We start from the raw sequence: 12,737 nt of genomic DNA on the forward strand, positions 1-12,737 counted from the left end.
CGTGTCAGCCGCCGTAGGGATACAACTCGAGTCGTTTGAGACTGATCACCAGCTGGTTGTCGGCGTCGACCAGATCAAGGTCGCAGACGGCACGGCTGGTCTTGGCGTCCCCACCGGTGAGCACGCACCGCAGGCCCGCTCCCAGCGCACCGGATCGGTAGCGGACGATCTCGCCCACCCGCAGCGGAAGGACGTTGCGGCCCAGCAGCTCATAGCTCCAGACCAGCGCCGCCTGCAGGCATCCGTCGACGGCGGCCGGGTCAGTGGCCCAGCCCTGGCCCGCCCAGCCCACGGTCGTCAATCCGGACAGGTAGGCCGTCGCGGCCGTCTCGGCGCAGTCGACACCATCGAGCACCTGGAATGCGGCACCGTGGAACAGTGCCCCGCCGGTGTAGCAGGTTTGGCGGTCAATCCTGCGACTGCCCGGCGCCGACACCGGGGCGCTCGCGACCACGGCTGCGCCCGAACGCATCTCGAGTTTGGCCGAGTAGTAGGCGGTCGAGTCTTCGATGTCGGAGAGCGTCAACATCAGCAGTTCGGGCCGATCGTCGACCGGCACGCACCGCACCAGCAGGGGGTTGCCGTGCTTCTCGAACTCGTAGAGCGTCACACCGCGCAACACCTTGAGGTCGAGCACCCGATCCACGTAGTGGCCGGGCCGGCACGCCTCGGCCATCCGGATGAACCATTCGAGTGCCTGCACGACGGGCAACACGACATTGCCCTGGACCCGGTGATCCAGCAGGTAGGGCTGCTGCGTCACATGTGCCAGCACGCGCGCGACCCGGCCCTCCGGCGGGATCGGGTGCGTGGGCAATCCGGCGAGTACGCCGTCGCCGAGGGTCACCTCGGGGCTTCCGGTGTCACCATCGAGTACCTCGGCGGCGAACGCGCGCGCGCCGTCGGCCAGCGGGATCAATGAGATGCCGCGGGACTCGAACATCGCCTTGAGACCGGGTGTCACCATTCCGGAATCCCAAGGGCCCCAACCCAGCGCCCGCACCAGGCAGGACGGCCCGCGGCGCGCCTGCTCGGCCAGGGCCACCTTGTTGAGGATCTCGTTGGCCATGGCGTAGTCGCTTTGCCCGACGTTTCCGCTCCGGGCAGCCACCGACGAGAACAGGCAGATCACCTTGAGTGCGTCGTTGGCCGTGGCATCCAGCAGCGCGCACGCACCGCCGACCTTGGTCTCGAAGACCCGGTCAAACCCCTCGAGGGTCTTCTTGTGCAGCGGCGCATCGGCCAGCACACCGGCACCGTGCACCAGGCCGGTGATGGGGCCGAACTCGCTTCGTACGCTGTCCAGCAAAGCACCCAGCTGCGCGGTGTCCCGGACATCGGCGGCGGCGTAGCGGACGCGGGAGCCGGCCGCAGTCAGCGCGGACAAGGTGGCCCGCACCTCGCGGTCGGCCAGGATCCGCTGCGCCTGTTGCTCCAACTGCTTCGGTGTGACCTTGAGGCCTTGCGCCGCAGCGCTGGCCAGCAACGCCCGCTTGAGCTCCGCATCGGTGGTCAGACCCTGGGCTTCGAGCGGTTCCTCGCTGAGTTCGGTACGGCCGATCAACACGAACGCCGCCTGGGTCTGCTGCGCCAGGGCGATCACCGAACCGGCGGTCACTCCGCGGGCACCACCGGAGACCACGATGACGTCTTGCGGACCGATGCGGTGCGTGCGGGTGGTCACCTGCTGCTCACCCGCGACGACTGTGGTTCGCCCGTGCGAACTACCCAGGCCCACTTCGAGTTCCACTCCGCCGGCCAGGATTTCGTCGGCGATCTGCTCGGCGACGGCTTGCGGGGAACAGTGGCCGACGGCGACGTCGATTGCCTTGACCTGTGCGCTGGTCCATTCCTGCGCAGCCGTCTTGGCCAGCGCGCCGATTCCACCGGACCAGGCCCGCAGGCCGGGGTCGGTGAGCAGACCGAACGTGCCACCGGTGTCTTGAACGGTGACGAATACGCCGCCACGCTCCGCGAATTGCGCGGCGACGCGCTGCGCGTCGGCGAACAGCACCCGGTTGATAGCAAGCGCCTCATCGCGAGTAGCGATTGACCGCAGTCCGCCGAGATGAATGACCGCCTCGGCGTCGGCACTGGGTTGAGCCACGATCGCCGCGCGAATGCCGTGGGCGCGCAGAACCGCGGCCAGGGCCTCGGCCGTCGCAGTCAGCCCGTCCTGAGCTGCCTCGGCCGTCACGATCTCGACGGTCTTGGCGGCATACAGGCCGGGCATGCCCATTCCGCTCACCGGAGCGGCGGTGGCGCGTACCTCGTAGCGCGCCACCTCCGCTCCGGCTAACTCAAAAGGGGCGCGATCACCTGCCGCCAATCCGTTGGGCGCCACCAGATCCGGTGGTGATGAACCCAGCAGTGATTGCAGGTAGTCGACGATCTCCTGCAGCGTCACCAACGCCGCCATCGTCGCGGTCTCCACCTCAGGCAACGACGGAACCCGGTCCTGCACCGCCGACAAGATCTCAACCCGCTTAATCGAGTCGATCCCCAGATCCGCCTCAAGGGCCATCGACAGATCCAGCATCTCCACCGGATAACCAGTCTTGTCAGCAACCACCGCCAACATGTCCCCAACCAAATCCACACCCGCCGCCGCAGCCGGCGCAACAGCCACCGGAGCAACCGGCGCAGGCGCAACAGCCACCGGAGCAACCGGCGCAGGCGCGGGCGCAACAGCGGCAGCCGCCGGGCCCATCAACGACTGCAGGTAGTCGACGATCTCCTGCAGCGTCACCAACGCCGCCATCGTCGCGGTCTCCACCTCAGGCAACGACGGAACCCGGTCCTGCACCGCCGACAAGATCTCAACCCGCTTAATCGAGTCGATCCCCAGATCCGCCTCAAGGGCCATCGACAGATCCAGCATCTCCACCGGATAACCAGTCTTGTCAGCAACCACCGCCAACATGTCCCCAACCAAATCCACACCCGCCGCCGCAACCGGCGCCACCGCCACCGGAGCGGGCGCCGGCGCAACAGCCACCGGAGCAACCGGCGCAGGCGCAACAGGGGCAGCTGCCGGACCCATCAACGACTGCAGGTAGTCGACGATCTCCTGCAGCGTCACCAACGCCGCCATCGTCGCGGTCTCCACCTCAGGCAACGACGGAACCCGGTCCTGCACCGCCGACAAGATCTCAACCCGCTTAATCGAGTCGATCCCCAGATCCGCCTCAAGGGCCATCGACAGATCCAGCATCTCCACCGGATAACCAGTCTTGTCAGCAACCACCGCCAACATGTCCCCAACCAAATCCACACCCGCCGCCGCAGCCGGCGCCACCGCCACCGGAGCAACCGGCGCAGGCGCAACAGCCGCGGGAGCAACAGCCACCGCAACCGAAGCGGCAGCAACAGGGGCCGGAGCCGGCGGCGCCGGCATCGTCGCGACCGCAGCGGCCACCGGCGCCGGTGCTACCGGTACGGCTGCCGGCGCAGGTACAGGTGCAGGCGGTGCGCTGATGGGGGCTGGCGGAGCCGCGGGCGGCGCGGGCATAGCCGGCGGCGGCGGGGCAACCGCCGGCGGAGCCGGAGTGGCCGCCACGCTAAACGGGGCTATCGGCTGAGCCGGCACCACCGTGGTTGCGGCCGGGAAGGCCAGCTGGTTGACCGGCATCGGCGCCATCCCGGTGCTGGAGACCAGGGTCTGCAGCAGGCCCTGCAGGTGGGCGATGGTCTGCTGCATGCTGCCCAGCGCACCGACCATGTGCGTCACCATCTCGGCTCCCGGACCGGAGATCAGCGGCGAGGTCGCCATCGGAACCGGGGCGGCCTGAACCGGCACCGGGACGTGCGTCGGGACGTGTGCGGGCAACCCGTTCGCCGCTGGAACGGTTGGATGAGCTGCGGTCATTGGGGGCTCCGATCCGGTCGCATGGCCGTTGCGGTCACTGCGGGGGGTGGATTTCTCAAATTTTTCGGATTTCTCAAAGTTTTTCGAGGGCCGGGACACCGGCTCGTCGTTGATGTCGGGTCGGCCGAAGTTGGTGCCGTTGAGCTTCATCGTCAACTTGGGCGCCGGACGGGTTCGCGGATCGTCACCGTGGCGGTAGTCCGCCCATAGGGCGTCGAAGTTCATCGGAACGCCGGCGGCCACCAGCTGGGCCAGGCCCATCCACAGCGATCGAATCCCATTTCTGCCCTTGGCATCCAGGGAGACCGCGACATGGTCCTGGCCCGTCAGGCACTTGCCGACAAGGTTGGTGAGCACGCTGCCGGGGCCGACCTCGACAAAAGTTCGGGCGCCGGCGGACCACATCGCCTGAACCTGCTCGACGAACCGCACGGGCTGCGCGATCTGGTTGGCCAGCGTGGCCTGCATCTGCTCGGCGCTGCCGACATACGGCTGAGCTGTTGCGTTGGCGTAGACGGGCACCTGCGGCACGCCGAACGGAATGCCCGCCAAGTACGAGGCGAACGGGGCCGCTGCCGAACTGACGATCTCGGAGTGGAAAGCCGTTGCGACGTCGAGGAGCCGCGCATTCATACCCGCTGCGCTGAACCGCTGCGCGGCATCGGCGATCGCCGCGCTGTCGCCCGAGAGCACGACCTGGTTGGGGGCGTTGTGGTTGGCGATGACCACCGACAGACCCCACTCGCCGAGAAGTCTGCTGACCTGCTCGGCGGGGGCGGTCACGGCGCACATTGCGCCGTCGCTGCTGGCGGCGGCCTGGGCCATCAGCGCACCGCGCGCGCGGGCGATGAGCAGGGCGATGTCGTCGCTGATCACCCCCGCGGCGCACAGGGCACTGACCTCGCCGAAGCTGTGGCCGCCGACGGCGACCGGCGCGATGCCCAGCGAACGCACGACGGACAGCAGGCTGAGGCTGTGCGCGCCGATGCCCGGCTGTGCCCACTCGGTCTTGGTCAGCTCGGCGGCCTGAGCCGCGCGGTCTTCCTCGCTGAAGGCCGTCTTGGGCCAGACGACGTCGTGCAGGTCGCGGTCTGCGTTGAGCAGGCTGGCACGCGCGAGTTCCCAAGGCGCTAGCGCCGGTTCGTGGAGTTGCGGGATGTCGGCACCCATGCCCACGTACTGGCTGCCCTGCCCGGGAAACAGCAGCGCGACCGGGCCGGCCTGTTGGCAGGAGTAGTAGTAGCCCTTGGGCGAGCTGAACGATGTCTCCCCGCTGGCGGTTTGGAGCTTGGCCGCGGCTTCCCCGAGCATCGTGCGCAGGCTATCGACACTGTTGGCGACGACGGCGAGGCGGTGCGGGCGGGTGGCGTCGTATGCCGATTGCGTGCTGTGCGCGAGGTAGCCGAGCATGTCCGGCGAGTCGACCAGCGAGGCGGCCAGCTCCCCAGCCTGAGCGGCCAGCGCTGCCGCGGATTCCGCGCCGAGAACCACGAGCTCGGAGTCCCACGAGCGGTAGCGCGGCGCGTGCTTGCCGGCGCCGGCATACTCCTCGAGCGTGATGTGGAAGTTCGTGCCGCCGAAGCCGAACGCGCTGACCGAAGCGCGTCGCGGCACATTCTGGTCGGCGATCCACGGCTTGGTCTGCGTCGACAGGTAGAACGGCGACGATTCGATCTCGAGCCCGGGGTTGGGCCGGTCGATCTTGATGGTCGGCGGGAGGACCTTGTGGTGCAGTGCCATCACGGTCTTGAACAGGCCGCAGGCGCCGGCAGCTCCCTTGGTGTGCCCGACCTGGGACTTGACCGAGCCGACGGCGCACCATTGCCGGTCGGCCCGTCCTGACTCGTCGAACACCCGGCGCAGGGCGGTGAACTCGGCGACGTCGCCGGCCTTGGTGCCGGTGCCGTGGGCTTCGACGAGGCCGACCGTCTCCGGTCCGTAGCCGGCGGCCTCGTAGGCGCGGCGCAGGGCCTTGGCCTGACCATCCGGACTGGGGGCGTAGATACTCTTGGCCCGACCATCCGAGGATGTGCCGATGCCGCGGATCACGGCGTAGATCCGGTCGCCGTCGCGCTCCGCGTCGTCGAGGCGCTTGAGCGCCAGCATTGACAGACCCTCGCCGAGCATCGTTCCGTCCGACTGGTCGGAGAACGGACGGCAGTCGCCGGTGCGCGACAGCGCGGTGACCTTGGCGAAGCACATGAACATGAAGATGTCGTTGAAGGCGTCCACGCCGCCGGCGATCACCATGTCGGCCTCGCGCAGGTACAGCTCGTGCAGCGCGATTTCGATCGCGGCCAGCGAACTGGCGCATGCGGCGTCGACGACGCAGTTCGTTCCGCCGAGGTCGAAGCGGTTGGCGATGCGCCCGGCGATGACGTTGCCCAGCAGGCCCGGGAAGGTGTTCTCCTGCCACGGGGTGTAGCCCGACGCGACGCGCTCGCTGAACGCGGTCAGCTCGTCGCCGGAGAGGCCTGCTGCGCGCAAGCCGCGTTCCCAGACCGGCCGATGCAGGCGACCGCTCATGTAACCGGACATCTCGGTTCCGCCGGACGAACCCAGCACCACGCTGACACGCTCGCGGTCGATACCGGAGATGTCGCCGCCGGCGTAGTCCTCCAGCACTTGCTGCGCGACCCTCAGCGCCAACAACTGGGCGGTGTCGGTCGCGGGGACGACGTTCGGCGGAATACCGAAATCCATCGGCGAGAAGTCGACGGTGGGCAAGAATCCCCCGCGATGGGCGTATACCTTGTCAGGCGTGCGAGGATCTGCGTCGTAATAGTCGTCGATCCGCCAGTGCGACTCCGGTACGTCGGAGAACAGGTCCGCACCCTCGACGATGTTGCGCCAGAATCGCTCGGCTTCGGGAGACCCGGGAAACAGCGCGCTGACGCCGACCACTGCGACAGGTGGATGTTTGGCTACCACGGGTCTCCTTAAGAACGGCCTTGACGCAAAGCATCGAAAGCCTAAGTTTCGCCATCAGAGACGGTGAGTTGCAGCTGGGGTTCCGCTGATCATCCCGATGGCCAGACGCTGCCGGGACAATATCAGAGTGTTGTCGCCATCACACATCGAAGACGTCCGCCTTCGACTGGCCGTGCATTACAGTCGTCCGCCCGAATGTCACGCCAGCAGTCCGGTGAACTGCTAGCAAGTGGCCGGCCGGCGCGTGGCGCCGAGCGGATCAGACAGCCAGCGGTCGGGGCCGGTAGGCGAATGCGTCCGACGGGACCGGTACTCCGCAGGAGCGAGCCGCACTGGCACGAGTCACGTGGGCGGCGCCTTCAAGCAAGTTAAGGGCCACCTGGACCGCCTGGCGGTTCTCGCATGCCTCCAGGTGGCTGCCTGCCACCCAGCTGTTGAACGCGCCCATGGCCGGGCCACACCAAATCTGGTAGTCCAGCACTCGCTCGGGGATGCCGCTGATAGCCCACCGGCTCGACTGCCCCAGATACCAGCGGAACACCAGTGCCATCTGGTACTTCGGGTCCCTGGAAGCGAGTTCGAGGACCGCCGGGTCACGCTGTTGCCAGTACCGCTGGGTGTCCGCCCACACCTCGGCGACGGTGGTGCCCAGGATCTTCTCCAGCTCGGGGCCGTGCTTGGCGACCACGCTGGCCAGGTCGGGGTTGCCTGCGTACCACTCGTAGAGCTTCTTGCCGCGCGGGGCGAACATCGTTCCCCGTTTGAGTACCTGCAGGTTGACGCCCATTTCGAACATGTCGGAGGCGGGGGCCATCATCACGTCCGCGATGCCGGCCTTGGCGAGCATGGCGCGCCCGGGCGCTGACAGGCCCGACTCCACGCAGGCCTGGTTGACGGTCCCGGTCAGCACGTAGGCCGCCCCCATCGCGAAGGCGCCGGCGACGGCCTGCGGTGCGCCGAGGCCGCCTGCAGCACCCACCCGCACCCGGCAGTTCAGCTGGTGCTGCTGGGCCAGCGAATCGCGCAGCATGACGATTTCGGAGAAAAGCGCCGGTAGCGGGCGATTGTCGGTATGCCCACCGCTGTCGGATTCGACGGTGATGTCCTCGGCCACCGGCACATACCGAGACAGGTCGGCTTCGCGCTGGGTCAGCTTTCCGGCCGCCACCAAGGCAGACACCAGCGCCGCCGGCGCCGGCTCCATGAACATGCGCGCCACCTCGGGCCGCGACACCTTGGCCATCACGTGGTTCCTGCGCACGATGTTGCCGGCCGGATCGGTGTCCAGTCCCGACAGTGCGTAGTGCACCACCGCGGGGGTGAGCTTCATGAATGCCGAGGCCTCGACGACCGGAACGCCGCGCGCAATGAAGAGCTCCGCGACGCGTGTCTCGAGGGAGGCCTCATTGGGCGAGTGGATCAGGTTGGCCCCCCAGGCGAGCCCGGGCCGGCCGGCCAACGCGGCCTGAATCTCGTCCAGCCCCCGCTCCACCGCCTCGTAGGAGAGCCCGCCCGCACCGAAGAAGCCCATCATTCCGGCCTCGGCCATCGCGATGACCAGCGCCGGCGTCGCGATACCGTTGGCCATCGCACCGGTGACATAGGGGAAGCGGACGCCGTGCGCCTCGCAGAATTCGCGGTCCCCCAGCCACTCGGGGTAGATCGCAGGCAGGGTCCCTACCAGGGAGAATTCCGATTCTCCGGCCCCGACCAACTCACCGCCCCGGGCCAGCCCCAACATCCCGGTGGCCGTTTCGCGCACCACATGAACGGGGTTGCGTACATCGCCGATGATGTCGGCGATGTCCTGCGGGGCGAACGCGGCGGACGCGGTGGCAGGGCGCCAACCCAGGCCCGGGCTCGCGCCGGTCTGCTGATCCAGTACTACGCCACGTCGCTCGTTCACAGTCGGTTCCTCTCGATCACCGGTGCTGTGAGCGCTCGCGCCGAGGGGCCCTGCGCACGAACCGGAGAAAACGATGAGAGTTTCTCATGGCCCGCGATGGCGGGGAGTCTCCCCACCGTCAAACGGGTATAGGGCTGCCATTCGGCGCCAGCAGCGGCGCCGGTGGACGGAGGAGTCGTTGCCGTGGGTCTACTACCGATGGCGCCCCTGTCGCGCCGACGTTCCGGGCTGCGTCAGATTACCGACGGTCTCGGCAAACTCGACGCGGAGGTATTCGAGGCGATCGCCCACTCGCCCAGCCGACTGCTCGACACCACCATGCCGGTGCTGACCCGCGCCGCCGATCACTCCAAGCTGTGGCTGGCTCTGGCCGCCGCTATGGCCGCGACAGGCGGTCCGGCAACTCAGCGCGGCGCCGCACGTGGAGTGGCCAGCCTGGCACTGACCAGCTTGGTGACCAACCAAGTGGTCAAACGGATCCGACCACGCGCACGCCCCAACATCGCGCTGGTGCCCCTGCTGCGCCGCGCCCACCGGCTACCGCTGTCGAACTCACTGCCCTCCGGGCACTCCGCGAGCGCGGCGGCGTTCGCCGTCGGAGTGGGCCTGGAGAACCCACTGGTGGGACTGCCCGTCGCGGGGCTGGCCGGCCTGGTCGGTCTGTCCCGCGTCGCCACCGGCGTCCACTATCCCGGGGATGTTCTCGCCGGATTGGGCATCGGTGCGTCGATCGCGGTGGCTGGGGCAAGGCTGGTGCCGCCGATAGCCACTCCGCCCGCGCCCCACACCACGGCCCTGCGTGTCCCCTCACCTGCGCGTCCCGACGGCAAGGGTGTGACGTTGGTGGTCAATCCCGAGTCCGGCAACGGGCGCTCGGGCGAGGTCGCGGCGCAGGTACGCGAAGCCCTGCCGGCCGTCACCATCGTTGAGGTCGGCCCCGACGACGACCTGGCGGAATCGTTGCGCCGCGCCGCCGGTTCCGCCGACGTGCTCGCGATCGCCGGCGGCGACGGCTCGGTCGCAACGGCCGCGCACGTGGCGGTGGAACACGACTTGCCGCTGGCGGTGTTTCCCGGCGGTACGTTGAACCACTTCGCCAAGGACATCGGCTGCGACACCACCGCAAAGACCATCCGGGCCATCGCCGACGGCAGCCTGTCGCGGGTGGATGTGGTGCGGTTCAACGACGAGACAACCGTGATCAATACGGCAAGCATCGGCGCCTACCCGACGTTCGTGCGACGCCGGGAACGGTTGCAGGGCAAGCTCGGCAAGCCGGTGGCCAGCGCTTACGCCATGCTGATGACGCTGCGTCGTGAACGGCCGGTGCGCATCTCCTACGACAACAAGACACTGCAGACGTCGCTGTTCTTCCTCGGCAACTCGACGTATCAGCCCGAGGGCTTCGCGCCGGCCGCACGGCACCGGATGGACGACGGGCTCTTGGATGTGCGGATCCTGGAAACCGGCCGGCCGTGGTCCACGCTGCGCATCCTGGCGGCACTGCTGACCGGACGACTGCAGCGCAGTCGGCTCTACCACGAGTTGCGGGTTCCGCAGTTCCGCTTCACCGCAGTCGACGGACCGGTGCCGATCGCCCACGACGGAGAGGTCGATACCCCGTGCGCGGAAGCCGAATTCACTGCGTGCTATCGCGCATTACAGGTGTTTAGGCCCATGCCCTCGGGCTCGCGGTAGCGACCTGGCCGGTCATCTCGGCGGGCGCAGAACTTTCATCGCGGCCCGTAGCACCGGTGCGGGGATGCGGTCCTGCATCGCCAGCGCGCCGGCCGCGGCCCGGGTTCGCAGCGGTGTGCCGCGACCGAACATCCGGTTCAGCGGTCCGCCGGAGGGCTCGATCTCGACGTGCAGCGGCGGGGTGCCGACCGCGGCGCCGAGGGCCTGCGCGATCACCATCCGCTGGATCTCGCTGGTGCCTTCGAAGATGGTGTACAGCTTGGCGTCTCGGTACCACTTCTCCACCGGATGGTCGGTGATGTACCCCCAGCCGCCCAGGGTCTGCACGGCCCGCTCGGTGACCCGCACTGCGACTTCGCTGGCGGCTAGCTTGGCCATCGATCCCTCGCCGCGACTGAATCCGATCCCGTTGGCCGCCATCCAGGACGCCCGCCAGGTCAGCAGCCGCGCTGCGTCGATCGCGGTGGCCAGCTCCGCCAGCGGGAAAGCAATGCCCTGATTGTCGATGATCGGGCCGCCGAAGGCCTCCCGCCGGGTGGCGTAGTCGGTCGCGTATTCCAGTGCCGCACGGGCGATGCCGATGGCCTGCGCCGCGACTATCGGCCGGGTCTGCTCGAAAGTTCCCAGCGTCGCGGAGCCGGATGTCGCCGCGCCGGCGAGGATTTCGCGGGCCTTGGCGAGTTTGTGCTCGAGTTTGTCCGGCCCGCCAAGCAGGTTCTCGGACGGGACGCGGACGTGGTCGAATCGCAGTTCGGCGGTGTGGGAAGCCCGGCAGCCCAGCTTGTCGAGCTTGCGGACCAACTCCAGTCCGGGTGTGCCACCCGGCACGATGAACAACGCCTGGCCGCGGTGGCCTAGGTCCGGGTCGACGACGGCGTTGACCACGTGCACGTTTGCAATTCCGCCGTTGCCGATCCACATCTTGTGGCCGTCGATGATCCAGTCGTCGCCGTCGCGGCAGGCAGTGGTGCGTAGGTTGCGAACGTCGCTGCCGCCCTCGGGCTCCGATATCGCCAGGGCCGCGAGTTTGAGATCGCCTGGCGTGCCGAAGCATTCAGGCGCCCATTGGAGCATCTGTTCGGCGGTGGCGGCCTGTCCGATCGCCGACAGGGCCAGTGCCGGCATCACGATCGCCAGCCCGATCCCAGCGCAGCCCCAGAATAGCTCTTCCATGAACATCGGCAACGACAACCCCGTCGAGTCGCCGATCAGGTCGCGGTAGAACAGCGGGCTGTAGAAGCCCTGCGCGGCAGCCTCTTCGAGCACCGGCCACGGGAAGTCCTGGCGCTGGTCATAGTCGAGTGCGACCGGCCGAATAACCGATTCGGCGAACTGATGGGCGCGGCGGGCCAGGTCATGCTGCGCCGTGGTCGGCGTGAGATCGAAGGCCATCGCAGGGTCCTTGCCGTCCTTGCGGCTCGCTGCAGCCGCCCGAACACCTGGAATTGCCGCTCCATCGCCGGGTCAAACGCGTCGGCCCCGACGCCGTGATTCAGGTGGCGACCAGGGTGTCGATCTGGTTCAGCGCCGAGGTGGAACCTTCGACGACACCCATGTCCAACACCTTCTGCAGGTCTGCGGCGGACCCGAACGTGCTCGTGTATGTCGCGCGGGTTCCACCGTCGTGCTCGGTGAAGGTGTAGACGTTCCTGGAGGTCGGCATCCCGGGATCGGGGTTGAAGTCCAGATCGGCGAAGCCGTCGTCGAAGGTGAAGCTCCGCGGCTCGTCGACGGCGATGATCTGCCAGTAGCCGGCGTACTTCTCACCGTCGGGACCGGTCATGAAATAGTTCGTGCGTCCGCCGGGCGTGAGGTCGTGGTCGACCACGGTCGCGGGGAATGTAGGTGGACCCCAGACCTTTTCCAGCTGGCGTGGGTCGGCGTAGATCTGCCAGATTCGTTGCACCGGCGCGGCGAACTCGGCGGTGATGGTCAAGGTCAAGGCGTCGATGTCGTGTTGGACGTCGATAACAGGCATGGTGCGGGCCTCCTATGTCTCCTCGGACGAGATGAGTTCGTCGATACGTGCGATGCGACCACGCCAAACCTGTTCCAACTCGGTGAGCATGGCCGCCACCGACCGCACCGCGGCCACGTCACCGCGGGCCAACTGCTCACGGCCGCTGCGGCGCTTGGTGAGCAGGCCGGACTTCTCCAACACGGCGACGTGCTTCTGCACCGCGGCGAAGCTCATCTGGTACTTCACCGCGAGGTCGGAGACCGAGTGCTCGCCGGCCAGCACCCGGCGCATGATGTCACGCCGGGTGCGGTCGGCAAGTGCGTGGAACAGGGCATCTACCCGGTCGTCGTCGAGCGTGATCACCCTGCAATCGT

The 12,737-nt window shown here is 68.0% G+C and carries 6 protein-coding genes; 1 reads left to right on the forward strand and 5 read right to left on the reverse strand.

Translation table 11 applies throughout. The annotated features are described in order from the left end of the window. Positions 1–4 precede the first annotated feature (4 nt). Positions 5–6,799, reverse strand: coding sequence for an SDR family NAD(P)-dependent oxidoreductase (locus RCP37_RS21750; protein WP_308484978.1), 6,795 nt, complete (start codon positions 6,797–6,799; stop codon positions 5–7). Between the two features lie 259 nt (positions 6,800–7,058). Next, positions 7,059–8,705, reverse strand: coding sequence for a PfaD family polyunsaturated fatty acid/polyketide biosynthesis protein (locus tag RCP37_RS21755; RefSeq protein ID WP_308484979.1), 1,647 nt, complete (start codon positions 8,703–8,705; stop codon positions 7,059–7,061). Between the two features lie 198 nt (positions 8,706–8,903). Here RCP37_RS21755 and RCP37_RS21760 point away from each other — a divergent pair, with 198 nt between their 5' ends. Further along, positions 8,904–10,403, forward strand: a complete 1,500-nt coding sequence (locus RCP37_RS21760) for a bifunctional phosphatase PAP2/diacylglycerol kinase family protein (RefSeq protein WP_308487201.1) — start codon at positions 8,904–8,906, stop codon at positions 10,401–10,403. A 12-nt stretch (positions 10,404–10,415) separates the two neighbouring features. Here the strand turns inward: RCP37_RS21760 and RCP37_RS21765 are convergent, their stop codons facing one another. The 3 genes from RCP37_RS21765 to RCP37_RS21775 all read right to left on the reverse strand — a co-directional run bounded on the left by RCP37_RS21765 (position 10,416) and on the right by RCP37_RS21775 (position 12,726). Then, complete coding sequence (locus RCP37_RS21765) at positions 10,416–11,795, reverse strand: acyl-CoA dehydrogenase family protein (RefSeq protein ID WP_308484980.1); 1,380 nt, start codon at positions 11,793–11,795, stop codon at positions 10,416–10,418. Between the two features lie 100 nt (positions 11,796–11,895). Then, on the reverse strand, positions 11,896–12,381 hold the full coding sequence (locus RCP37_RS21770; protein WP_308484981.1) for an SRPBCC family protein: 486 nt from the start codon (positions 12,379–12,381) through the stop codon (positions 11,896–11,898). 12 nt (positions 12,382–12,393) lie between these two features. Beyond that, positions 12,394–12,726 (reverse strand): ArsR/SmtB family transcription factor, encoded by a 333-nt coding sequence (locus RCP37_RS21775; protein ID WP_036458234.1) that lies wholly within the window; start codon positions 12,724–12,726, stop codon positions 12,394–12,396. Positions 12,727–12,737: the final 11 nt, after the last annotated feature.

Origin of the sequence: Mycolicibacter sp. MU0102 (assembly GCF_963378105.1) — a bacterium.
Lineage (GTDB): Bacteria > Actinomycetota > Actinomycetes > Mycobacteriales > Mycobacteriaceae > Mycobacterium > Mycobacterium holstebronense.